This window comes from Galbibacter sp. BG1, from assembly GCF_013391805.1.
Classification (GTDB): domain Bacteria; phylum Bacteroidota; class Bacteroidia; order Flavobacteriales; family Flavobacteriaceae; genus Galbibacter.
Genome location: NZ_CP058364.1, coordinates 741,057 through 766,747, shown reverse-complemented (window position 1 = coordinate 766,747; position 25,691 = coordinate 741,057). Strand labels below are relative to the sequence as shown.

Here is a 25,691-nt window from a genome sequence, read left to right as displayed (position 1 = left end):
ATTTTTACTTTGTGCTTAAAGGTTTTTGCTTTAAGCGGATTTAATTTTGGTTTTAATTCTTTTTAAGTGTTTGGTTTAAGTTCGCTGACTTTAAACAATTGCAAGAATGTCGCTTTCGCGCATAATCAAGTAATCGTTCCCTTCCAATTTTAATTCGGTACCGGCGTATTTCCCGTATAAAACAGTATCACCCTCTTTTACGGTCACTTTTTCATCTTTAGTACCTGGTCCTACGGCAACAACGGTTCCTTTTTGTGGTTTTTCTTTTGCGTTGTCTGGAATGATAATTCCTGAAGCTGTTTTGGTTTCAGCTGCTAAAGGTTCAATAACAACCCTATCTGCAAGTGGTTTAATGTTTAACTTCGACATATCTTTTTAATATTTGATTAATTAATTTAAAATTTACTTTGGTTAAATAGACAGAAATTGTGCCATTACAAGGAAACTGACAATTTTACCCGTTAGAGAAAAAAGAAATTGTTTAAACCGTCAAAAACGTCTTTCTCGGTGACTTTTTTTACCGATAAAGGTGCTTTCTTACCGAGAATTATATAATAAAAATGCCAGCTTAGTGACAAGCTGGCATTTTTTATATCTTAAAATTAAGAATCTTATTCTGTAGCGGCGCTATCTGTAGCTGTGTTAGCTGGTGCTTCTGCAGCAGGAACAGTAGTGTTTTGTACCGGAGCTTCAACATCTCTACTTTCTAACAATTTAGAATCCGAAGAATCTTCATTCGACATTAAAGTGATGTTGGATAATAGGATCAAGGCTACTAAAACAGTTGCCAAAGTCCAGGTACTTTTATCTAGAAAGTCCCCAGTTTTTTTAACTCCTCCCACAACTTGGCTTCCACCTCCACCAAAAGAAGAAGATAAACCGCCTCCCTTAGGGTTTTGAACCATGATCACTAAAACTAATAAGAATGCTACAATAATAATTAGCACCAAAAAAATTGAAAACGTACTCATTTCTATATCAATTACTTTCTTTTAAATTCTTTATCGCGTTAATTTGGTCTGCAAAGAAACCACTTTTTTCCGGATATTTCAAACTTAAAATTTTATAAGCTTGAATTGCTTTTTTATACTTCTTTTGTTCTAAATAAACCCGGGCTAAAGTCTCTGTCATCAGCGCAGATTTTTCTACATTATTTTCCTTTGCCAAATTCGTTTTATCGACGTGGTCTTTAACCGGCGGGATCTTAGGATTGTTTTCCAAAAATCTATCGATAAGTTTTAACTTACTTTCTATGGCCGATTTTTTCTCTTTCTTACTTTCGGCTATTTTTTCGCTGCTTTCTACTGTATTGAGGGTGCTCCGATCAATTTCTTTGGTAGTGGAAGAAAGTTGCATCCATTCCATAAAAGAATGGGTTTCTTTTTTGTTGAAATCAAGCGGTTTTCCAATTTGCAGCGTGTTCGCGTCGTAAATGGGTTTGTGGGGAGGCTGGTTGTCTTCGTTGTCCTCCTCGCTTTTTTCGTCATTCCCCTTAGGTTGAAAAAGTTCAGGATCCATAACAGCTCCAGCATCCACCTCATTAAAATCGAAAGATGTTTTATTGTCCCTTACAATAACCTCTTCTATCTCTACGGGAATGGTGTAGAGTTCTTCATTGGCGGTATGTATGGAAATTTTCTTGGCAACAGCATGTTGAAGAAATTCTTCTGAAGTAATATATTCGAATAATATCGTCCTGTCCGTGGTGTAAGCGGCGGTTTTCTTCAATTCGGCATTGTATTTAAAGCTTTCTTGGGTTTTTAAAGCTTTAAGATATACAGCTCTAGCGGCTTGGAAATAGGGAAACTCATCGATTACTTTTTGAAGCGATTCGATATGTTCCTGATGTATGCTTTCAGGATTTTTCAGTAAAGATGAAAAATTGGAAACATTCATTGATTACCAGTTTGCCAGGGTTTCGTTAAAAATATCTTGTGTTATACGTTCAAAAATCTCATCATGCGCCGTCTGTTTTATAGTTACCAGCTGAGTGGCTGCAGGATAATCGTAGAAGAACGTAAATTTGCGTTCAAAATCTTCTTCGGGTTTTTCTGTATTGTAAAACCTAACATTTACTCCAATCGTCAATCTGTTTTGAGCCGCAGTTTGATCTGCCGTAGCCGACATTGGCGATACCCGATATTCGGTGATTTCCCCCTCGTAAATTAAATCGGCATTTTTATTGAGCAATTGCAGGTTGGTCTGGTTTAATATAAGGTCTTGCAAAGTATTGGTAAAAAGGAAATCCAATCCCGGTTCCACAATAGGTGCCTGATTTTGGAAAAAGTTTACCTGAAAAGACTCCGCAGTGGTATTTACTCCAGTGAAAGAGTAGGGGCCACAGCCTTGAATAGATAAAACGGCTATAAAAAGTATAAAAAATTTCTTCATTTTAAAAATGTGAGGTTCAAAAGAACGAAAAAAATATTTAAACGACTTCACTATAAATCGTATTGTTTTATTTTTCTGTAAAGGGTACGTTCTGAAATCCCTAATTCTGTAGCTGCTGCCTTTCGCTTACCGCGGTTACGTTCTAAAGCTTTTTTAATTAATTCCAGCTCTTTATCCTGTAAAGAAAGTGTTTCTTCTTCCTCAATTTCCTCGGCAAAATGGTATTTGTCTTCTGGAGTTGTTGCGTTTGGTAAACTTTTCTGGTGCTCTATTTGTAAAATTTCCATAGCATCATCTTCATCGGCATGCTCAAAATCAATTTCATTGTCTTCGTCACCATATATCTTATTGATAAGGCCTTTATTTTCCTGCTGTACTTTCTCCCCATTAGAGCCGTCTTTCATAAGCTCCATGGTAAGTTTTTTAAGGTCGTTGAGGTCACTTTTCATATCAAACAAAATCTTGTAGAGAATTTCGCGTTCGCTGCTAAAGTCGCTTTCAGATTTTTGGTTTTTTATAACTGCAGGCAAATTGCTTCCAGAATCTGGCAGATAACCTTTTAAGGTTTCATAGGAAATGGTCCTGTTTTGTTCCAATACCGAAATTTGTTCAGCAATATTTCTAAGTTGACGCACATTTCCCGCCCATCGGTATTTATTTAAAAGCTCCACAGCGTTGTCCTCCAGACGAATGGTTGGCATTTTGTATTTCTGAGCGAAGTCTGCCGCAAATTTTCTGAATAATAAATGGATGTCCTCTTTTCGTTCCCGTAACGGCGGAAGGTGAATCTCCACTGTGCTCAATCGGTAATAAAGGTCTTCCCGGAATTTCTCCTTTTTAATGGCTTCAAACATATTAATGTTGGTGGCCGCTACAATACGTACATCGGTTTTTTGTACTTTGGAAGAACCAACTTTTAAGAATTCCCCATTTTCAAGAACCCTTAGCAAACGAACCTGTGTGGTTAAAGGGAGTTCCCCTACTTCATCCAAAAAAATAGTTCCGCCATCGGCCTCTTCAAAATATCCGCTTCTAGTTTGGGTAGCGCCGGTAAAAGCACCTTTTTCATGCCCAAAAAGTTCAGAGTCTATGGTGCCTTCTGGAATGGCCCCACAGTTTACGGCAATAAATTTACCGTGTTTTCTATGCGAAAGGGAATGGATTATTTTGGGAAGGACTTCCTTTCCAACTCCACTTTCTCCAGTTATAAGCACAGAGATATCGGTGGGGGCAACTTGTATAGCTTTTTCGATAGCTCGATTAAGCTTTACATCGTTACCTATAATGCCAAATCGTTGTTTTATTGCTTGAACACTTTCCATGTTTACTTTTTTTTAGCAGGCTTCCTTAATTGTTTTCTGAATATCCAACAGGTTCACCAATAAGGGTAGCAGTGGTGCAATCGTTTACTTTTACATTTACGAAATCGCCCACTTTGTAGTGTTCCTTTGGGAAAACAACTACTGTGTTTTGTGTATTTCTACCCATCCAATGTTCATCAGATTTTTTTGAAGTTCCTTCCACTAAAACTTCAATTGTTTTATGGAGGTGTTGTTTGGTGCGGTAAGCGCTATGTTTTTGCTGAAGGTTGATAACCTCTGTAAGTCTTTTTTTCTTGATTTCCTCTGGCACATCGTCCTCCAGTTTTCTCGCAGCCATGGTTCCGGGGCGCTCGGAATATGTAAACATATAGCCAAAATCGTATTTTACATACTCCATGAGCTCTAAAGTATCTTGATGATCTTGAGCTGTTTCCGTAGGGAAGCCAATAATCATGTCTTGGGAAATGGAGCATTCTGGAAGGATTTTGCGAATGTTATCTATCAACTCGAAATATTCTTCTCGGGTATGCAAACGATTCATTTCTTTTAAGATGCGGTTGCTCCCACTTTGTACTGGTAGGTGTACGTGTTTACAAATGTTTGGGTATTTGGCCATGGTTCGAATAACGTCCAAGGTCATATCCTGCGGGTTCGAAGTAGAGAAGCGGATTCTCATTTTAGGATGCGCCTCTGCTACTTGTGCCAACAATTCGGAAAAATCTACTGCGGTGGCTTTTTGCATTTCACTGGCTTTTTCAAAATCTTTTTTGAGTCCGCCACCATACCATAAATAACTGTCTACATTTTGCCCTAATAATGTAATTTCCTTAAAACCACGTTCCCAGAGATCGCTTACTTCTTTTAAAATGGATTGTGGGTCTCTACTGCGCTCCCTTCCTCTTGTAAATGGAACCACACAAAAGGTACACATATTATCGCAACCTCTTGTAATGGAAACAAAAGCACTAACGCCATTAGTGTTTAGGCGAACTGGCGCAACATCGCCGTAAGTTTCTTCCTTGGAGAGAATAACATTAACTGCATTTCTTCCTTCATCAATTTCTTGGATTAGGTTAGGGAGGTCTTTGTAGGCATCTGGCCCCACAACCATATCCACGATTTTTTCTTCTTCAAGGAATTTGCTCTTTAAGCGTTCTGCCATGCAACCAAGAACTCCTACTTTCATTTTAGGATTAATACGTTTTACCGCATTAAATTTCTCCAACCTTTTCCGCACCGTTTGCTCGGCTTTATCCCTAATGGAACAAGTGTTTACTAGTACCAAATCTGCATCCTCCATCTTTTGGGTAGTGTTAAAACCTTCTTTGGCAAGTATGGATGCAACAATTTCGCTATCAGAAAAATTCATCTGGCAGCCGTAACTTTCAATATAAAGCTTGCGGGAGTTTTCTTTTTGCTGTTCTAAAACTAAACTGTTCCCTTGTTTTTTCTCGTCAATAATCTTCTCCATCAAAAAAAATCAATTTGGGTGCAAAGATAAGATTAAAATTTATCTAGTGACAAATTGTCAGCGTTATTTTAACGCAACTTTTTTAATGATTTTGAATCTAGAAGAAAATAACCATTAAGCCAAAAAATATGAAAATGAATAAGTTACTACTTTGTCTGCTACCACTTTTAGTATTTTTCTCGTGTTCTGATGATGATGCCGGATATGAAACCGTAAAAATCGCATCTGCCGTAACTCTTAGTGTGGAGGCTTTGCGTACTTCTTCTGTGGTGCTTCCTCCTCAAGAAATCAATGAATCGGGAAAAATTTATATCAAGGAAAACCTGATTTTAGTAAATGATAAAAATAAAGGTATACACATTATCAATAACACCAATCCGGCCAGCCCAGAAAAAATGGCCTTTTTAAAGGTTTTGGGGAGTAACGACATGGAGGTGAAAGGTGATTTTCTGTATGTGGATAGTTATATGGATTTAGTGGTTTTTAATATATCCAACCTTAATGATATTAAAGAAGTTGAAAGGGTAAAGGATGTTTTTCCTTACTACACCCCGTATCCAGAAGAAGCTAGCTATATAAATTATGAAACGTACCCACAAGATGGGACTTCTGTAATTATTGGGTGGGACATTAAGGAAGAACGCCGTAAGATAAATAACGATCCAATATATTATAGCGTAGATAATGCTGCTTTTAGTGAAAGTTTAGCGCCGTCTCAAACGGGGCAAGGGGGGTCTTTAGCGCGATTTAAGATTGTAGGCGATTATTTATATGCGGTGGATTATAGCAGTATAAACATCTTTAATATCTCTAACCTTAAAGCTCCAAATGTGCAAGAACCTGTGTATGCTGGCTTTGATATTGAAACCTTATTTAACCGTGGGGATTATTTGTTTTTGGGGAGTATGACTGGCATGTTTATTTACAATATTGAGAATCCGAGTTTACCAACTTTTGTTTCTCAATTCCGTCATGCCAAATCGTGCGACCCCGTAGTTGTAGATGGCGATTATGCGTTTGTAACTTTACGGAGTGGGAATTTATGCGGCGATACGCAAAGCAGTTTGGAAGTAATCGATATTTCGAATATCGAAAATCCGGTAGGAAAAGCTTCTTATACATTGGAAGAGCCCTATGGGCTGGGGGTTAAAGAAAATCGCCTATTTGTGTGCGATGGAGATGCTGGCCTCAAAGTTTTCGATAAAACCGATGTTTTAGATATGAAGTTGGTGCAAACGCACACCGTTAAAAAGACCTACGATGTTATACCACTGGCAAATAGTTTGGTAATGATTGGTGGGGAGGTTCTATATCAATATAAATATAAAGAAAACGGATTAGAACTTTTAAGTGAACTTACACTGCGGTAATCTATTTTGTTTTTAATGTTATTAGATTGAGAAACTTATCCTTAGGGGTGAGTTTTTTTATTTTTAACAAAAAATAAATATTAGCTTTGGTGAACTAATCAAACAAAAAATAAAATGAACTTAAATCTACTTCAAGAAAAAATTGAAAATTCCAAGGCACTTGATTTTGGGGATATCTTCGGGAAATGTATTGAGTTGTTTAAAAAATCGTGGGGTCAAGGGGTTTTGCTTATTATTGTTACATTCTTGCTTGCGTTACCTGCTTTACTCATTCTGTACATACCACTTATTGGTGCTGCGGCTGCAGATTCGTATAGCCCAGATATGAGCGAAGAGATTTTTAGTGCTGCCATGATACCATTTGTTATATTGTTTCTTCCCGTTATTTTGGTGGTACAGTCGATATCATTAGGTTTAATGGCGGGGTTTTATAAAATAGTGAAACAAAAAGATAGCGGGATAGAAACACCAACGGTATCCTTGTTTATGTATCTTAAAAAACCGTATTATGGAAAGTTGTTTACACTTGCATTTTTCTCGCTGGTAATTGCGCTTTTGGCTACTTTACTATGTTTCTTGCCTGTAATTTATGTAACAGTTCCATTAATGTTTATTTCGGTAATCTTTGCTTTCAATCCAGAATTAAGTGCAAAGCAAATTTTAAAAGCAGCATTTAAGCTTGGAAATAAAAAATGGTTAATTTCTTTTGGACTTCTTGTGGTGGCGAGTTTATTGGCACAAGTTGTCGGATTTTTGCTTTGCGGAATTGGGTATTTGTTTACAGCTTCATTTGTATACTTGCCAGCCTTCCAGGTGTATAAGGAGACGGTTGGTTTTGAAGATGAGGATGAGATTTCCCAAATAGGATATTCCGAAATTTAGCATAAAAAAGTTTGAAAATTAACTAAAATTGCTTGCAAGTGATGCTTCATTTTAAAGGTCGATTAAGGTCTTTACATCTAGCTTTGTATGGCTAATTAAAAATTCTGTATACTTTTGTACTCTTAAAAAATGGCTTATGGCAAAGAATTTGGTTATTGTGGAGTCTCCTGCAAAGGCGAAGACTATCGAAAAATTTTTGGGAAAAGATTATACGGTAGCTTCTAGCTTTGGGCATATAGCAGACCTTCCATCAAAAGAATTAGGAGTAGATGTAGAAAAGGATTTTAAGCCTAAGTATATTGTTTCTTCTGATAAGAAGGCGGTAGTTAAAAAGCTTAAAGATCTTGCTAAAACTGCAGAAACTGTATGGTTGGCCAGTGATGAAGACCGTGAAGGGGAAGCTATTGCATGGCACTTGGCAGAGGAACTAAAGCTCGATAAAGACAGAACCAAAAGAATTGTTTTTAATTCTATTACCAAAAGTGCCATCCAAAAAGCGATCGACAATCCACGTACCATAGATTACAATTTGGTAAACGCCCAACAGGCTAGGAGGGTTTTAGATAGGTTGGTGGGGTACGAACTTTCACCAGTTCTTTGGAAAAAGATTAAAACCGGACTTTCAGCAGGAAGGGTCCAGTCAGTTTCTGTACGCCTTATTGTAGAAAGGGAGCGCGAAATAAAGGAATTTGAGCCAGAAGCTACATTTAAAATTGTTGCCGAATTTAGAAATGAAGAAGGTAAAAGTTTTAAAGCTAAAATCAATAAAGCCTTTAAAACAAAGGAAGAAGCAAAAGCATTTTTAGATAGCAATATTTCGGCAAACTTTAAGATAGCCGATTTAGATACAAAGCCGGCCAAAAAGACACCGGCAGCACCATTTACCACTTCTACTTTGCAACAGGAAGCGTCGAGAAAACTTTATTTCTCGGTTGGTAAAACTATGAATATGGCGCAACGTCTTTACGAAGCGGGTCTCATTACTTATATGAGAACAGATAGCGTTAACTTGTCGAGCGAGGCCATAGAAGCGGCAAAAGATGAGATTATAAAGTCCTACGGAAAAGAATTTAGCAAACCTAGAAGTTATACGGGAAAATCCAAAGGGGCGCAAGAAGCGCACGAAGCGATCCGCCCGACCGATATGACGCGTCACCGCGTGCAGATAGAGAGAGATCAAGCGCGTTTGTATGAATTGATCTGGAAAAGGACGTTGGCGTCTCAAATGAGTGATGCTCAACTGGAAAGAACAAATGTTAAAATTGAAGCCGATAAACACGACGAATTATTTACGGCGAATGGAGAAGTCTTGAAGTTTGAAGGATTCTTAAAAGTGTATCTGGAAGGAACTGATGACGAAGAGGAAGAGCAGGCAGGAATGCTTCCGGCGTTGAAAGTTGGGGAAACCGTTTACGATAATTATATAACGGCGACCGAGCGTTTCTCAAGACCGCCCTATAGATATACCGAAGCTTCCTTGGTAAAAAAACTTGAAGAATTGGGTATTGGTCGTCCGTCTACCTATGCTCCAACTATTTCCACTATTCAAAATCGTGGTTATGTAGGGCGTGGAACCATCGATGGAGTGGAGCGGGATTATATTCAATTTACCTTAGAGAATAACAAGGTTAAAGAAGACAAGCTTACCGAGACCGTAGGATCCGATAAAGGGAAATTAGTCCCTACCGATATTGGGATGATCGTGAACGATTTCCTTGTAAATCATTTTTCCGGAATTTTAGATTACAATTTTACGGCAAAAGTGGAGCAAAGTTTCGATGATATTGCTTCCGGTGAAGAAGATTGGACGCAAATGATTCAGTCTTTTTACAAAGATTTCCATCCCAATGTAAAAGATGTGGAGGAAAATGCAGATCGGGAAAGCGGAGAGCGAATTTTAGGGAAAGATCCCGAAAGTGGCCGTCAATTGAGTGTTCGTTTGGGTCGTTTTGGGCCCATGGCACAAATTGGAACCGCCGAAGAGGAAGAAAAGCCGCGTTTTGCGAGTTTATTACCAGATCAATCAATCGATACCATAACTTTTGACGAAGCATTGGATCTTTTTAAGCTTCCTAGAAAGCTAGGTATTTTTGAAGGGGATGAGGTGGAAGTAAATGTAGGGAGGTTCGGGCCGTATGTTCGCTTTGGAAAGAGTTTTGTGTCGTTAGAAAAAGGAGAAGATCTTTTTGAGGTCGATATGGAACGTGCGAAAGAATTAATCCTTCAGAAGAAAAAAGCAGATGCCCCTATAGCTTCTTATAAAGATAAAGATGTTACCAAAGGAAAAGGTCGTTTTGGGCCTTTTATAAAATGGGATGGTATGTTTATCAACGTCAATAAAAAATACGATTTTGATAACCTTTCGCAGGAAGACATCGAGGAACTAGTTGAAGATAAGCTTCGAAAAGAACGGGAAAAATTAATCCATAATTGGGAAGAAGAAGGAATTCGTGTGGAAAAAGCCCGTTGGGGACGTTCTAATATTATAAAAGGAAAAACAAAAGTGGAGTTGTCTAAAGATGTTGATGCAACAAAAATAACTTTAGAGGAAGCAAAAGATCTTTTGGAGAAAAAAGCACCCAAGAAGAAAGCCGCTGCCAAAAAGAAGACAACTACTAAAAAGAAAACAACAGCAAAGAAAGCTAAATCCAAAAAGTAATCAATGAATGTTGATTTTTTAATGCCTGTTAAAAGTGTGGTGTTGGCGCATAATGAATTATTGCCAAAACAAGCTTTGGGAAGAACCATGCGCATTCATAAGGAAAAAGGTTGTTTTCCGGAGCTGGAAGGAGTTCAATTGGCCATTATTGGGGTTAACGAATCTAGAAGCGAAAGCAATGGTGGCGCGCATGTCGATTTTGATCTTTCTGCTATTCGTATCCAGCTTTATAAATTGTTTAAAGGGAATTGGCATGGAGAGATCGCCGATTTGGGTGATGTTGAGCCTGGTGAAAGCATACAAGATACTTTTTATGCAGTAACTGCCCTAACCGAATCCCTTTTAAAACAAAATATTATACCAATAATTATAGGAGGGTGCCAAGACCTTACCTACGCCATGTATCGAGCTTACGATAAAATGGAGCAAATGGTGAATCTTACTTCGGTGGATAGTAAATTCGATTTTAGCGCTTCAGATGAATTGATTTCCTCCAGTGCATATATGAGTAAGATTATTATGGAGCAACCAAATAATCTTTTTAATTTTTCAAGCATTGGTTATCAAACTTATTTCAACGCCCAGGAAGAAATAGATTTAATGGAGAAGCTTTTTTTTGATGCGTATCGTTTAGGGGAGGTAACCAACGATGTAACCATTGTGGAACCAGTACTTCGCGATACCGATTTGGTGAGTTTAGACTTAACTTCAATTAAAGCTGCAGAATTGGGTTACGGGGCAAATACCTTTCCCAATGGTTTCGATGGAAGGGAGATATGTGCTATTGCACGCTATGCAGGAATAAGTGATAAGGTTACTGCTTTTGGAGTTTTTAATGCAACCAAAACTTTACAATGTGCGCAGTTAACCGCCCAAATTATATGGTATTTTGTGGAAGGGTATAATTTTAGGAAAAAAGATTATCCTTTTATTACAAATGCGAATTACGATAAGTATATAGTACCATTGGAAGATATGGATATTTGCTTTTTTAAGAGCAATATCTCTGGACGGTGGTGGATAGAAGTGCCTCAAATTGAAAATTTAAATAATAAATTTAAAAGACATACGTTATTACCATGCACACACATGGAATATCTCGAAGCCAGTAACGGCGTCGTGCCCGAGAGATGGTGGAAGGCGTATAAAAAAATGTTGGTGTAGTAGCTGTAGAAATAACACGATATTTTAAATTGACTGTGCTTTATGGCCATTTGACAACAAAAATTAAGAGTTTATTGTTTTTTTAAAATTTATTAAATAGGTTTACCATCTTAAATCTAAGAATGTAATTTAACCTCAATTATGTATATGAAAAAGCTATTTCTATTAGCATCTGTTACATTATTATTAACCAGCTGTGGTTCTAATGACAGAGGAGAATTAGTTGGCGTTAGCGGTCAGAAATGGCATCCCGAAAAGCCCTACGGAATGTCTTTAGTCCCCGGTGGTGCCTTCATAATGGGAAGGTCTGAAGAAGACATGGCCGATGTTCTCAATGCTCCAACTAAAACCGTAACGGTGCGTTCATTTTATATGGACGAAACTGAAATTACAAACAGCGAATACCGCCAGTTTGTAGAATGGGTAAAAGATTCCGTAATCCGCACAAAGTTGGCAATACTTGCCGATGACCTTGGAGAAATCCCCGGAAACGGAGGAATTGGAGAATTTGCATTTAAAGATGCAGACACTACCGATCTAAGTGAATACGAAAAGTACATGCTTTTTAACTACTCTGGAATGGGGGAGACTGGTTACGAAGGAAGACGTCTAAATAAAGATGTAGATCTTATTTATGATACCTCTGAATATCCAGATGAATATTATACAGAAGTGATGGACACTATGTATATTCCCGTAGAAGAGTCTTACAACGGTCAAAGGACTATCGATGTAACAAAGTTAAAGTTCCAGTACGATTGGATGGATATCCAAGCGGCTGCTAGAGCAAAAGGCGGTGGAAAACGTAAAGACTTTATTAAGCATGAAGAGGTATTGGTATACCCAGATACTACGGCTTGGATAAAAGACTTTAGTTATTCTTACAACGAACCAATGCATAACGACTATTTTTGGAGCGAGGCGTATAGCGATTATCCTGTAGTTGGTGTTTCTTGGAAACAAGCAAAGGCATTCTGTGCATGGAGAACAAAATACAAAAACGATTTTCAGAAAGATAAAAATAAGCAATTTGTAAATCAGTTTAGATTACCAACAGAAGCAGAGTGGGAATATGCTGCCAGAGGAGGAATTGAATCTGGTACCTATCCTTGGGGTGGTCCTTACATCTTAAACGACAGAGGGTGCTTTATGGCAAACTTTAAACCTTTAAGAGGGGATTATGCGGCAGACCAAGCGCTTTATACTGTAGAGGCAAAATCTTACGACCCCAACGATTACAACCTTTACAATATGGCTGGTAATGTTTCTGAATGGACAAATTCATCATACGACCCCAATTCGTACGAGTATGTTTCTACAATGAACCCTAATACTTATGATGGCGAGAACAAACGTAAGGTTATTAGAGGTGGTTCGTGGAAAGATGTGGCTTACTTTTTACAGGTAAGTACCAGAGATTACGAATATCAGGATTCTGCAAGAAGCTATATTGGCTTTAGAACAGTACAAGATTATATGGGTACCGAGTCTACCCAAAACTAAACTTTAATCCAAATTACTACTTGTTTAATAACTTAACTTAACTAGAAATTTTTATTACTATGGCACAATCAAAATCATCAAAGAAACTTTTTAACATGGCCTACGGGCTAGGAGCTTCCGTTGTAATTATCGGGGCATTGTTTAAAATTTTACACTGGGAATTCGGTCCCATTAATGGAGGGCTATTATTAGCCATTGGTCTTATCACGGAAGCGGTAATTTTTGCAATCTCTGCTTTCGAGCCGGTAGACGACGATTTAGACTGGACTTTAGTTTATCCTGAATTAGCAGGAGGAGCTACAGTTACTAGAAAACAAAATGCATTGGAAGTGAAAGAAGCAGAAGGTCAACTTTCTAAAAAGTTAGACGACATGCTTAAAGAAGCAAAAATCGATTCAGCTTTAATGTCTAGCCTAGGGGATAGCATTAGAAACTTCGAAGGTGCTGCTAAAAACATTTCTCCAACTGCAGAGGCTTTGACTTCTACTAAGAAATATAGCGAAGAACTTTCTTTAGCTGCTGCACAAATGGAATCTTTAAATAGCCTTTACAAAGTACAATTGGAAAGTGCTAACAAGCAAGCGACCATTCAAGAAGAAGTGGCGGCCAATGCTGGAAAATTAAAAGATCAAATGCAGTCGTTAACAACTAACTTGTCTTCATTAAACGGTGTGTACGGTGGAATGCTTTCTGCTATGAACAGACCTGCTAATTAATTCAGTTTTATTGAATAAATAATTAACATTAAAACGAATTAGATATGGCAGGAGGAAGTTTATCACCACGTCAGAAGATGATTAACCTAATGTACTTGGTTTTCATCGCAATGCTGGCGTTGAATATGAGTAAGGAAGTATTGTCTGCTTTTGGTTTATTAAATGAAAAGCTAACAAACTTCAACGAAAAAGCTACAGAGCGTAACTTGGCAGCGTTTAACGACTTAAAATTAAAGTCTACAGAGCAGCCAGACAAGTATGCAGAGCTTTTTGAGGACACAGAAGAAATTAAAGAAACATCTGTAAGATTTAACAGTTATTTAGATAGTCTAAAGGCTGAAATGGTAGCAAACATCCCACCAGAAGATCGAAACGATTATGAGGTGATGGATAAATCAGATTTCCTAGATCAAGCTTTTTTTCAAGGAGATCGGTATTCTGCGGAAGGACAAAAGTTTGTTGACCATATAAATAACTTTAGAGAAACTACATTGGCTACTATTACCAATATTCCAGATTCACTAATGAAGCCAGCACAAAAGGCTTCTTTGAAAAGCTCAATCGAGCAACGTTTTCATACAGGTGATGACAAAGGGAAGGTAGAGAACAGAGATGGGCGCCCAGTAGATTGGTTAAACTATCACTACGAAGGATTTCCGTTAGTAGCTTCTTTAACTAAGGTTACTTTATTGCAGTCGGATTTAAAAACGACTCAAGATGAAATCCTTAAGGCAATGTTACAAGGTCAAATGGCATCAGATTTATCGATGACCAATTACACCACCTTGTTGGAGCAGCCAAAATCTGCTTACTATCAAGGGGAGACTTTCGATGGCGCTATTGTTCTTGGAAGAAAGGATGGAACTACAAAGCCAAATGAAGTAAACCTTAAATTGGATGGAAGAGACCTTAAAGAAGGAGACGACTTTGTTATTGAAGACGGTCGTGTAAAACTTAAGGTAAGTGCTGGAAGTGCTGGAGATCATCAATTAAAAGGTAACTTAATCTTCAAGCAAGATGGAGAGCCTATTGAGGTTTTGGTAGATCAAAAATTTGCAACGATTACTAAGCCAAATGCAGCGGTAATTTCAGCAGATAAAATGAATGTGGTTTACCGTGGAGTTTCCAACCCAATTACCATTTCTATTCCTGGTATTCCAGATAACAAGGTTAATGCTTCTGCACCTGGACTTCAAAAAGTTTCTGGTAGTAAGTATGCCATGAATCCTGGAACAGGTAGAACCGTTACTATTAAGGCGAGTGGTACCTTACCAGATGGTCAAGGGGTTTCTTCTTCTTCAGAATTTAGAATTAAAGACATTCCACGTCCTTCAGGAACAGTAAGGGGTGAATATGGCGAAATTAAAATGCCAAGAAACAACCTTGAAATTTCAACTGTTGGTGCGATGTTAGAGGACTTCGATTTTGACTTAAATCTTGCGATAAGCGGATTCAAATTTAAAGTTCCAGGACAACCAACTGTAGAAGTTAATGGCAATAAATTAGACGGTCGTGCAAAATCTGCCCTTCAAAGAGCAGGAAGAGGTGAGGCTGTACAAATTTTTGATATTGAAGCTTACATTACCAACAACAGATCTTACAAGCTTAAAAAAGTATCTCCTGTTGTTGTTGAGCTAACAAATTAATAAATTATTAGTGTTATGAATTGGAAATCGATTTTATTAACTATAACAACTGTTATACTATCGGCAAGCAGTTTTGCACAAGCAAATTTGCTGAATGCAAAGACTCCAGAAGAAGTTGGGGTTAAAACTGAAGACCAGATAGAAGCAGATAACGACGAGCCGTTACCATACGGGTATGTAGATGATAGGGATATCCTTTGGTCTAAAACTGTTTGGGAACGTATAGATCTTGATGAAAGAATAAACTTTCCATATTACTATCCAATCGATACGGTAGATATAGGAAGTGAGCGTAGATCCCTTTACGATGTTATTATTAGAAACATTAAAAATGGAAGTTTGGAAGATATCTATGTAGACTCTTACTTTACTGAAAAGCGTAAGTTTGGGGATTTGGAAGCTACCTTGCAAAAAGTGGATACCACAGACCTTGGTTACGAGCAATTAAATGCTGGAGAACAAGTTTCTGCGGAATACATCAATAGAAGGGAATTAACGGCGGCAGATATTCAAGAATGGCGTATTAAAGGAGTTTGGTACTTCGATAAGCGTCAAGGAGAACTAAAATACCGTTTGTTAGGCTTGGCGCCTGTTGCTCCAGATGTAAACTTTATAGATAGTGAACAATCTGATTTGGTTGAGTTGTTCTGGGTTTGGTTCCCAAGTGCGAGAGAAATCCTGCACGATGCCAAAGCATTTAACGACCAGAACTCTTCTAGACCAATTTCTTTCGACCAGTTGTTGAATGCAAGACGTTTTAATGCTATTATCTACAAAGAAGAGAATGTTCAAGGAGATAGAGGTGTTAAAGATTACATTCCAGACAATGCCATGTTCCAACTTCTAGAAGCGCAACGCTTACAGGAGAAAATAAGGGACAAAGAACAGGATATGTGGAGTTACTAGAATATAAGATTCCAATTCACGACATAAAAACAAAAAAACCACGCGCAAAGCGTGGTTTTTTTGTTTTTACAACTTAGCACTATCTTTGTATAATGGTAGATTATATAGTGGTAGGAATAGGCTTGGCCGGAATTGCTTTTTGTGAGCAATTGGAAAAAAACAACAAAACTTTCATGGTTTTGGATGATGATTCCCAGCAGTCATCAAACGTAGCGGGAGGAATGTATAATCCCGTCATTTTAAAACGATTTACCCCGGTCTGGAAGTCGGTTGAACAATTGGATATGCTAACGGCATACTACCAGCATTTGGAAGGCAAATTGGAAACTAAATTGGATTTTAAGATTCCAGTTTTAAGGAGATTTGTTTCCGTGGAAGAACAAAATAATTGGTTTGAAGCTTCCGATAAGCCTGGATTGCAACCTTTCCTATCTACGAAACTGAAAAAGAATACACTTGACTGCGTAGATGCGCCTTTTGGGTATGGCGAAGTGCTTCAAACAGGACGGGTGGATACCGATTTACTTCAGAAAAAATATATTTCTTACTTAGTAGCTCACGAGCGCTACCAAAATAGCCGAATGGATTATAGCGCTTTGAAATTTGAAAACGGTTATGTGATTTATACTGATCTAAAAGCAAAACACGTGGTATTTTGTGAAGGTTTTGGTTTAAGTGCCAATCCGTTTTTTAATTATTTGCCGTTGGTAGGAACAAAAGGGGAGTTGTTGGAAATTGAATGTAACGATCTTGAACTGGACTTTGTTTTGAAGTCTTCGGTTTTTATAATTCCTCTAGGAAAAAATAGATTTAAAGTGGGAGCCACGTATAAATGGAAAGATAAAACGGACGCTCCTACTGAAGATAGTAGAAAAGAACTCGAAGACAAATTACAGGGCTTTTTAAAGTGTCCCTACAAGGTGGTAAGCCAAGCAGCCGGGATTCGACCTACTGTAACCGATAGAAGACCCTTGGTGGGGACGCACCCCGAATATAAAAACTTACACGTATTGAATGGACTCGGGAGCAGGGGAGTCATGGTTTCACCATTTGTGGCGGAAAAGCTTTATAATTCAATTGAGAATAACGAGAATTTGGATAGTGAGATGGACATAGCACGTTTTCAAAAAAAATATCCCCAGAAATTTGTCAGTAAAAACGGTTGATACCAATTACTTGCTTTCAACGCTCTTTTTATGATTATCGGCTGCATTGGGATCGTACTTAAAGAAGAAATTAATCCAAATATTCCGGGAGAGCCGCATAATTATTGGCATAAAAATGATTAAAGTGCCAATAATGGCAAAAAATGCGGTTTTAAGCGAGCTGCCCAAAAATAAAAAGGAGATAACAAACGCGGCAACTGCAAAGGCAGTTCCCAGTCCATAACTTACATACATAGCACCGTAGAAAAAAGAAGGTTCAATTTTGTATTTGGTACCGCAGGTAGAACAATGTTCGTGCATATGTATGGTTTCCCTGGGATTGTACATATTTTTACTTACATACATGCTCTCTTCATGGCATTTAGGACAACTTCCTGTTAAAATGCTGTATAGTTTGCTTCCTTTTTTTAACATTTGCAAAAAATTTACTTAAAAGTACTACATTTTAATTTACAAGGTAACAATAATTAGAAAATGCTGAACGTCCACAACCTATCTGTCTCTTTTGGAGGGGAATATTTATTTGAAGAAATTGCTTTTAGACTAAGTCCGGGAGACCGTGTTGGCCTTATTGGTAAAAACGGTGCAGGGAAGTCTACCATGCTTAAGTTGCTCTCCAAAGAAATGGAGCCCGATAGCGGTGTTATTTCTACTGATAAAGAAGTGCGTATTGGATTTTTAAAACAGGATATCGATTTTGAGCAGGGGAACACTGTTTTGGAAGAGGCTTATCAAGCTTTTGAGGAAATAAAACAAATGGAGCTTCAGCTAGATGAAATAAACACACAACTCGCCGAAAGAACCGACTACGAAAGTGAAGGTTACAACCAATTGATGATAGACCTAAGTGACCTTACCCATCGTTATGAAATTATAGGGGGCTACAACTATCAAGGTAAAACAGAACGTGTATTATTGGGGTTGGGTTTTAAAAGGGAAGATTTCGATAAACTTACAGATACTTTTTCGGGGGGATGGCGTATGCGTATCGAATTGGCCAAATTGTTACTACAAGACAACGATGTACTGTTGCTGGATGAGCCTACTAACCACTTGGATATAGAATCAATTATCTGGCTCGAGCAATTTTTAAAAACATACTCGGGAGTGGTGGTAATAGTTTCCCACGATAAAATGTTTTTGGATAACGTGACCAATAGAACTATAGAAATTTCCCTTGGTAAAGCTTACGATTACAACAAGCCTTATTCAGAATATTTGGAACTGCGGGCAGAGATGCGGGAATTGCAATTAAATGCACAAAAGAATCAAGAAAAACAGATTCAGCAGACAGAAAAACTCATCGAGAAATTTAGGGCCAAGGCCTCTAAAGCTTCTATGGCACAATCGCTAATAAAAAAATTGGATAAGGTAGATCGTATTGAAGTAGACGAAGAGGATAATGCCGTTATGAATATCAGGTTTCCTGTTTCAGTACAGCCAGGTAGAGTGGTTGTTGAGGCAGATCGAGTAGGGAAATCCTATGGAGACAAGATGGTGCTCAATGATGTGGATATGATGATAGAGCGAAATACCAAAACCGCCTTTGTTGGGCAAAACGGACAAGGAAAAACTACCTTGGCAAAAATTATTGTCGGCGAGATAAAGAGTACGGGGAACCTAAAATTGGGACACAATGTACAGATTGGCTATTTTGCGCAGAATCAAGCGGAATACCTCGATGGCGAAAAAACTATTTTAGACACCATGCTCGACGAAGCAAGGGACAGCAACCGATCGAAAGTTAGGGATATGCTAGGTTCTTTTCTTTTTAGAGGGGATGATGTAGATAAAAAGGTAAAAGTACTTTCGGGAGGGGAACGAAACCGTTTAGCGCTCTGCAAAATGCTGTTACATCCCTTTAATGTGCTAGTAATGGATGAGCCTACCAACCACTTGGATATAAAATCAAAAAACGTTTTAAAAGAAGCTTTAAAGAATTTTGAAGGTACGCTGCTACTTGTTTCTCACGATCGTGATTTTCTTCAGGGGCTTACCGATAGTGTTTACGAATTTAGGGATCATAAAATAAAACAGTTCTTAGGCGATATTAATTTTTATTTGGAAGAGCGTAAAGTGGAAGACTTTAGGGCTGTAGAAAAGAAAACTGAGGTGGCCAAAACCCCTGTTAAAAATGATACAGCTGAAAAATTATCCTTTGAAGACCAGAAGAAACTAAAATCATTAAAAAATAAAATTAGTAAGGCGGAGACTGCGGTAGCAGACTTGGAAAGGGAAATTGCAAAAATCGATGCCGACTTGGCCAAAAACCATGACGAAATGGTGGCGAAACCTAACTTTTTTGAAAATTACAATAAGAAAAAAGAACAACTTGAAAAACAAACTGAAGAGTGGTATTTACTTACCGAAGAATTACAGTCTTTAACATAAAAGTGTATTTCATCGAAAAAATATGCTTTTTAAAGATTTATTTGTTAATTTGTAGGTATATTCGTGCTTCATAATGGAATTGATACCTGAGTGAATCACAGAATTTAGTTCCATATTTTAGTTAGTTTGTTTGATTGATTTACAGAGTGTTGGCCTAGCCGGCACTCTTTTTTTTATTCCACTTTCTCGGTTCAAACTTGGATCTTTGTTTTTAAGATTTCTTTTCATTTTTAAGAAATCTTTAACCTTATTCCCACTTCTATATAGATAGTTTTGTGCTTTGCTCACAAAGTGAGATTTAAAAATTTATGACTCTTATAAACCTGGAGTAGGTTGAGAAGGTATCGGAACTTTTTAAAAAAATCACATTTCTATACCTCAAGGGCTCGCCCAGAGGTTGTTAACTATGCTACTAACATGAGAAAAATTATACTTGGGATTTTAGGGGTGCTTTTAATCGTTTTTGCGGTTTTTGTAGCCAACTATTTAATCGATAACAAAGAAAAGCCCACTGGAAATGTGCAGAAAGTGGTAAAAACGGTTTTTGTTGAAACAGTAGAAAATAAGGATATCCCTATCGTTATTACCAACAACGGGAATCTCGAGGCCAAACATCGCATTGAAATTTATTCTGAAGTCCAAGGTGTTTTTCAAAAAAGCAGTCGACTTTTTAAAGAAGGTCAAACCTACCCTAAGGGTAGTATTTTACTGCAAATAGACAATGCCGAGTTCTATGCTTCGGTACAATCTCAAAAAAGTAGTTTTGTAAACTTGATAACTTCCATAATGCCAGACCTTCGTTTGGATTATCCCGAAGTATATCCGCAGTGGCAATCTTATTTAAATGACTTTAAAATGGATGAGCCTACTCCAGCTTTGCCAGAATCTTCGACGGCTCAGGTAAATAATTTTATCATAGGCAGGGGCATTAATACAGCATTTTTCAATCTAAAAAACTTAGAGCAGCGCCTGCGTAAGTACACTATTGTAGCTCCTTTTGATGGAGTCTTAACGGAAGCATTGGTAAATGAAGGGACTTTAATAAGAAACGGACAAAAATTGGGGGAATTTATCGATCCAGAGGTGTACGAAATGGAGGTAGCGGTTAACAAATCCTACAACCGCTTTCTAAAGGAGGGCGAAGAAGTTACCCTCTCCAATTTAGACCACACCGAAACATGGAAAGGTAAAGTAAGCAGGATCAATGGTAAAGTAAACCAAGCTACGCAAACCGTAAAAGTGTTTATAGAGGTTAAGGGAGAAAACCTTAAAGAAGGGATGTATGTGGAAGCCAGTCTGGTTGCTAAAGACGAACCAGATGCTATAAAAATAGATCGCTCTTTAATGGTGGATCAATCCCACATTTATGCGGTAAAGGATACTGTGTTGGAATTGGTAGATGTAAAACCTGTTTTTTATTCTGATAGGGAAGTAGTACTTCAAGAAGTTCCCGATGGCACAAAAATAATCACTAAACCTATTCCGGGAGCCTATCCAGGGATGGTTGTAAAGGTTTCCAATGAAGAAGTTCCCAATGGGAATGATACTATTAAAGCGGCCGCAGAATGAGAAAATTATTAGCCTATTTTATAAAGTACGATGTAGCCGTAAACGTGCTCATTATTGCTTTTGCTATTTTCGGGATTATTGGGGCCCTAACCTTAAAATCTTCCTTTTTTCCATTAATAGATTCTAAAATAATCAATATCAACGTCACCTATCCTGGTGCCGCTCCCCAGGAAATAGAAGAAGGGATTGTAATTAAAATCGAGGACAATTTAAAAGGGATAGAAGGGATCGACCGGGTTACTTCTACTTCCCGCGAAAATGGTGGTTCTATTACCGTAGAGATCTTGAAAGGGTACGATATAGACTTTATGCTTTTGGAGGTTAAAAATGCGGTAGACCAAGTGCCTACTTTTCCATCTGGTATGGAGCCTTTAATTGTAGGTAAACAAGAAAGTATAAGAGAAACCATAAGCTTCACAGTTAGTGGAAATGATGTTTCCTTAGCTACGCTGAAGAAAATTTCCAGGGATGTAGAGAACGACATGCGCCGTTTTGATGGCCTCTCGCAGGTAGAAATAACAGGATTTCCTCAGGAAGAGATAGAAATAGCCGTACGGGAACTCGACCTCCTAGCATACAACCTCACTTTTTCTGAAGTTGCGGCTTCTGTTTCGGAAACTAATTTGCTGGTAACCGGTGGAAATATAAAAACCGATGATGAAGAATATCTTATACGCGCCAACAACCGCTCTTATTATGGGGACGAACTCAATAACATAGTTGTAAAAGCATTGCCAGATGGAACGATTGTAAGGTTGCGCGATGTGGCCGAGGTTCGTGATCGTTTCGAGGAAAATCCGAATGCATCTTATTTCAATGGGAATTTGGCCGTAAATATTACCATAAGTAATACAAATAGTGAAGACCTCATATCTACAGCCGATAAAGTTAATGACTATATAGAAGAGTTTAACAGCAAATACAATAACGTAAAGCTGGATGTGGTTTCCGATTCCTCCATTCGTTTAAAACAGCGAACGGCATTGTTGGCAGAAAACGCCTGGCAGGGGATTTTATTGGTTTTGATATTTTTATCGCTATTTCTTAATTCCAGATTGGCGTTTTGGGTAGCCTTTGGTTTGCCCATATCGTTTCTAGGCTTGTTTATTTTTGGAGGATTATTCGATGTAACCATCAACGTACTTTCCCTTTTTGGAATGATTATCGTAATCGGGATTTTGGTGGACGACGGAATTGTAATTGCTGAAAATATCTATCAGCATTACGAGAAAGGTTCATCACCCATAAAAGCTGCTATCGATGGGACCATGGAGGTGTTGCCGCCCATTATATCTGCTATTTTAACCACCGTATTGGCATTTTCCACGTTCCTCTTTTTAGATAGTAGGATTGGGGAGTTTTTTGCTGAAGTTTCCACGGTGGTAATCATTACACTTTCCGTTTCCCTCTTGGAGGCGTTAATTATTTTACCAGCGCACATAGCACATTCCAAAGCTTTGATACGCGAAAAAAATGAAGACATTGAAAATGAGTCCATGGTAAAACGCTTTTTTAGAAAAATGCGGGAAGTCAATAAATATGGCGATAAGATGATGGATTTTTTAAGGGATAAATTTTACAGTCCGGTTTTAAAATTCTCATTGCGCCATCAAATACTGGCATTTTCTATTTTTGCCATGTTTTTTATCATTACCATTGGAGCTATCGGTGGAGGTATTATAGGTACTACTTTATTTCCAAACGTAGCCAGTGACCGTGTTTCCGTAGATTTATTAATGCCAGAGGGAACCAATCCACGAGTTACAGACTCTATTATTACCATGGTTGAAGAAAACGTATGGAAAGTAAATGAAAAATACAAGGCACGACAAACAGGCAACAAGGAAGTAATAGAAAATGTAATTAAAAGAGTAGGTCCAGGAACCAACAAAGCTTCCTTAAATATTAACCTATTACCAGGAGAAGAAAGGGATTTTGAGTCGTATTTAATTACCAACAGCATACGGGATACGGTAGGGGAAGTTTATGGAGTGGAGCGTTTAACCTTTGGCTCTGGCGGTAATTTTGGTGGAAAGCCGGTATCTGTCTCGTTATTGGGGAACAATCGTGAGGAACTTAAACAAGCCAAGGAGTTTCTTAAGGAGCGATTAATCGCGAAACCTATTCTTAAGGATGTTATCGATACCGATCCCGAGGGAATAAAAGAAATAAGAATAGAGCTTAAAGAAAGTGCCTATGCATTGGGGCTAAATTTAGGTAGTGTCATGCGACAGGTGCGAAGTGGTTTCTTCGGCTTTCAAGCGCAGCGTTTCCAACGGGGTCAAGATGAAATTCGCGTTTGGGTTCGGTACGATAAGTCCAACAGGGCATCCATTAACGATTTGGATGAAATGCGTTTGGTAACCCCTACGGGAGAACGTGTGCCTTTTGGTGAAATTGCCAATTACACTATTGAAAGAGGAGACGAATCGATAGCGCATTTAGACGGAATTAGGGAGATTCGGGTAGAAGCAGATTTAAGCGATCCCGATGCCAGCGCAACTGATGTCTTGGCAGATATTCAGAATAATATAATGCCCGAATTACAATCACTTTATTCCACGGTTACGGCTTCTTACGAAGGTCAAAATCGAGAAGCAGGAAAGCTATCCGATTCAGCAGGAAAAGTATTTCCGGTAATCATCTTTCTTATCTATTCGGTAATCGCATTTACCTTCCGCAGTTATAGCCAGCCCTTCTTATTGTTATTTATGATTCCTTTTAGTTTAATTGGGGTTGCATGGGGGCATTGGTTACTAGGGTTTCCTATTAACGTACTTTCCATGTTGGGAATAATCGCCTTAATAGGGATTATGGTGAACGACGGACTCGTTTTGATTGAGAAGTTCAACGGATTTTTAAGGGAAGGAAAAAGTTATTCGCACGCTATCTTATTGGCGGGGAAATCACGATTTAGAGCTATTTTCTTAACATCAATTACCACTATTGCAGGATTGGCACCTTTATTATTTGAAAAGAGCCGCCAAGCACAATTTTTAAAACCGATGGCGATTTCCATCTCGTTCGGAATTGCCATTGCAACCTTATTAACCTTGTTAATGTTGCCTATATTAATTTCACTTAGCAACCGAATTAAGGTTTCTGCAGTGTGGTTAAAGAGTGGGAAAAAAGTTAAACCTAGAGACGTAGAGAGGGCGGTAAAAGAACAAAAGGCTGAAACGCATGAGTAAAGTAAAGTTTCTATTAGTTTTAAGTGTATTATTGGGTTGGTACCAAGTTAGTTCGCAAGAATTGCTTACCAAACAGGAAGCTATTTCTTATACATTGGATAACAATTTGGGAATAAAAGTGGCTAATAATAATACGGAAATCGCAGATAATAATGCGGGGGTTTTAAATAGCGGATACCTGCCAACACTCACAGGTAATGCCGGCGCCAATTTTAATAGGGAAAATACCGAGGGACAGCTTGCCAATGGCGAGGTAAGGTCTGCAGATGGTGTGGAAAGCCGAAGATATAACGCATCGGTAAATTTAAATTATACACTTTTTGATGGTTTAGGCAGATTTTACAACTACAAATCTTTAAAGGAAGAGTCTAATCTTACTGAATTGCAAGCAAGGGAAACCATTGAGACTACCATTCTTCAACTTTTTAGTGTGTATTACGAAGTGGCCCGTTTAACAGAAAATACTTCCAATCTAAAACAGGCATTGGAAATTTCCAAAGACCGACTGAAACGTATAAAATATCAATTTGAATATGGCCAAAATACGGGTCTGGATGTTTTAAATGCTGAAGTGGATGTAAATACCGACAGTATCAATTTGTTGCAAGCGGAACAGGTTTTAAAAAATACTAAGCGAGACCTCAATTTAATTATGAACCGGGACCTGGCAACACAGTTTGAAGTGGATACTTTGGTTACGTTTACACCGGGATTGGTAATGGAAGATATGCTCAATCAAGCCAAAGAAAACAATGTGGTGTTGCTACAGGCAGAAAAAGGAATATTAATTAACGAATATGCTATTAAGACCACCCGTGGCGGATTTTTACCGACCGTAGGGCTAACGGGATCTTATGGCTGGAACCAGAACCAGAACGACAATCCATTGGCATTTACCATAGAGAATACCACAAGTGGTTTGGCCGCCGGTTTAAACCTTAGTTGGGATTTGTTTGATGGTGGAAGAACTATTACCCAATACAAAAATGCAAAAATTCACTACGAGAATCAAGAATTGCAAAAAAAGCAGGTAAACTTAACGGTAGAACGGGATATTAGAAATGCTTGGGAAACCTATCAAAATGCATTGTTTATTTTAAAAACCCAAGAAACCAATGTAAAAACCAGCTTGAACAATTTTAACAGAACCGAAGAGCGTTATAAGTTTGGTACCGCTACCAATTTAGAATTTCGCCAAGCTCAAATAAATTTATTGAATGCTGTCCTCGCAAAAAATCAGGCAAAGTATACTGCAAAATTGGCCGAACTAGAAGTTTTACAAGTAAGCGGGCAGATTTTAAATGTAGATTTTTAAGTTGTTATTCTCTTCTAAGTTTTAGAACT

Annotated in this window: 20 protein-coding genes; 13 read left to right on the top strand and 7 right to left on the bottom strand. The window is 38.1% G+C overall.

Annotated elements, in window-relative coordinates; genetic code table 11:
* Positions 1-90: 90 nt before the first annotated feature.
* From groES to miaB, 6 genes are all read right to left on the bottom strand, one after another.
* Positions 91-369 carry a co-chaperone GroES gene (gene groES / locus HX109_RS03355; protein ID WP_178949796.1) on the bottom strand — a complete coding sequence of 93 codons (279 nt, stop codon included), beginning with the start codon at positions 367-369 and terminating at the stop codon, positions 91-93.
* A 242-nt stretch (positions 370-611) separates the two neighbouring features.
* Entirely contained in the window at positions 612-971 is a 360-nt protein-coding gene (gene secG, locus HX109_RS03350) for a preprotein translocase subunit SecG (protein ID WP_178949795.1), read from the bottom strand.
* Between the two features lie 7 nt (positions 972-978).
* A complete protein-coding gene (locus HX109_RS03345; RefSeq protein ID WP_178949794.1) occupies positions 979-1,896 on the bottom strand; it encodes a hypothetical protein in 918 nt (305 codons plus the stop codon).
* A 3-nt stretch (positions 1,897-1,899) separates the two neighbouring features.
* Positions 1,900-2,391, bottom strand: coding sequence for an LptE family protein (locus HX109_RS03340; protein ID WP_178949793.1), 492 nt, complete (start codon positions 2,389-2,391; stop codon positions 1,900-1,902).
* A gap of 50 nt (positions 2,392-2,441) precedes the next feature.
* A complete protein-coding gene (locus HX109_RS03335; protein ID WP_178949792.1) occupies positions 2,442-3,713 on the bottom strand; it encodes a sigma-54 interaction domain-containing protein in 1,272 nt (423 codons plus the stop codon).
* Positions 3,714-3,738: 25 nt separating this feature from the next.
* Positions 3,739-5,184: a tRNA (N6-isopentenyl adenosine(37)-C2)-methylthiotransferase MiaB gene (gene miaB, locus HX109_RS03330; protein ID WP_178949791.1), complete on the bottom strand. Its 1,446-nt coding sequence runs from the start codon at positions 5,182-5,184 to the stop codon at positions 3,739-3,741.
* 134 nt (positions 5,185-5,318) lie between these two features.
* On the opposite strand from miaB, the gene HX109_RS03325 reads away from it, so the two are divergent.
* The 9 genes from HX109_RS03325 (at position 5,319) to HX109_RS03285 (ending at position 17,196) form a co-directional block, all read left to right on the top strand.
* Positions 5,319-6,554 carry an LVIVD repeat-containing protein gene (locus tag HX109_RS03325; protein ID WP_255462754.1) on the top strand — a complete coding sequence of 412 codons (1,236 nt, stop codon included), beginning with the start codon at positions 5,319-5,321 and terminating at the stop codon, positions 6,552-6,554.
* Positions 6,555-6,668: 114 nt separating this feature from the next.
* Positions 6,669-7,436 (top strand): hypothetical protein, encoded by a 768-nt coding sequence (locus HX109_RS03320; protein WP_178949789.1) that lies wholly within the window; start codon positions 6,669-6,671, stop codon positions 7,434-7,436.
* 136 nt (positions 7,437-7,572) lie between these two features.
* Complete coding sequence (gene topA / locus HX109_RS03315) at positions 7,573-10,095, top strand: type I DNA topoisomerase (RefSeq protein ID WP_178949788.1); 2,523 nt, start codon at positions 7,573-7,575, stop codon at positions 10,093-10,095.
* A gap of 3 nt (positions 10,096-10,098) precedes the next feature.
* The gene (locus HX109_RS03310; RefSeq protein ID WP_178949787.1) at positions 10,099-11,259 is read left to right on the top strand and encodes a formimidoylglutamase; all 1,161 of its coding nucleotides are present in this window, start codon (positions 10,099-10,101) and stop codon (positions 11,257-11,259) included.
* 147 nt (positions 11,260-11,406) lie between these two features.
* Positions 11,407-12,762 (top strand): gliding motility lipoprotein GldK, encoded by a 1,356-nt coding sequence (gene gldK / locus HX109_RS03305; protein WP_178949786.1) that lies wholly within the window; start codon positions 11,407-11,409, stop codon positions 12,760-12,762.
* Between the two features lie 59 nt (positions 12,763-12,821).
* The gene (gldL, locus tag HX109_RS03300; RefSeq protein WP_178949785.1) at positions 12,822-13,478 is read left to right on the top strand and encodes a gliding motility protein GldL; all 657 of its coding nucleotides are present in this window, start codon (positions 12,822-12,824) and stop codon (positions 13,476-13,478) included.
* Positions 13,479-13,522: 44 nt separating this feature from the next.
* Positions 13,523-15,124 (top strand): gliding motility protein GldM, encoded by a 1,602-nt coding sequence (gene gldM / locus HX109_RS03295; RefSeq protein WP_178949784.1) that lies wholly within the window; start codon positions 13,523-13,525, stop codon positions 15,122-15,124.
* 15 nt (positions 15,125-15,139) lie between these two features.
* Complete coding sequence (gene gldN, locus HX109_RS03290; RefSeq protein ID WP_178949783.1) at positions 15,140-16,030, top strand: gliding motility protein GldN; 891 nt, start codon at positions 15,140-15,142, stop codon at positions 16,028-16,030.
* 92 nt (positions 16,031-16,122) lie between these two features.
* Positions 16,123-17,196 carry an NAD(P)/FAD-dependent oxidoreductase gene (locus HX109_RS03285; protein ID WP_178949782.1) on the top strand — a complete coding sequence of 358 codons (1,074 nt, stop codon included), beginning with the start codon at positions 16,123-16,125 and terminating at the stop codon, positions 17,194-17,196.
* Between the two features lie 6 nt (positions 17,197-17,202).
* Here the strand turns inward: HX109_RS03285 and HX109_RS03280 are convergent, their stop codons facing one another.
* The gene (locus HX109_RS03280) at positions 17,203-17,610 is read right to left on the bottom strand and encodes a DUF983 domain-containing protein (protein WP_178949781.1); all 408 of its coding nucleotides are present in this window, start codon (positions 17,608-17,610) and stop codon (positions 17,203-17,205) included.
* Between the two features lie 60 nt (positions 17,611-17,670).
* Between HX109_RS03280 and HX109_RS03275 the strand changes: the two genes are divergently transcribed.
* The 4 genes from HX109_RS03275 to HX109_RS03260 all read left to right on the top strand — a co-directional run bounded on the left by HX109_RS03275 (position 17,671) and on the right by HX109_RS03260 (position 25,662).
* Positions 17,671-19,587 carry an ABC-F family ATP-binding cassette domain-containing protein gene (locus HX109_RS03275; RefSeq protein WP_178949780.1) on the top strand — a complete coding sequence of 639 codons (1,917 nt, stop codon included), beginning with the start codon at positions 17,671-17,673 and terminating at the stop codon, positions 19,585-19,587.
* 417 nt (positions 19,588-20,004) lie between these two features.
* Positions 20,005-21,156, top strand: a complete 1,152-nt coding sequence (locus HX109_RS03270) for an efflux RND transporter periplasmic adaptor subunit (RefSeq protein WP_178949779.1) — start codon at positions 20,005-20,007, stop codon at positions 21,154-21,156.
* Positions 21,153-24,347 carry an efflux RND transporter permease subunit gene (locus HX109_RS03265; RefSeq protein ID WP_178949778.1) on the top strand — a complete coding sequence of 1,065 codons (3,195 nt, stop codon included), beginning with the start codon at positions 21,153-21,155 and terminating at the stop codon, positions 24,345-24,347. Before HX109_RS03270 ends, HX109_RS03265 begins: the two co-directional genes overlap by 4 nt.
* A complete protein-coding gene (locus HX109_RS03260) occupies positions 24,340-25,662 on the top strand; it encodes a TolC family protein (RefSeq protein ID WP_178949777.1) in 1,323 nt (440 codons plus the stop codon). The genes HX109_RS03265 and HX109_RS03260 overlap by 8 nt, the downstream gene beginning before the upstream one ends.
* Positions 25,663-25,691: the final 29 nt, after the last annotated feature.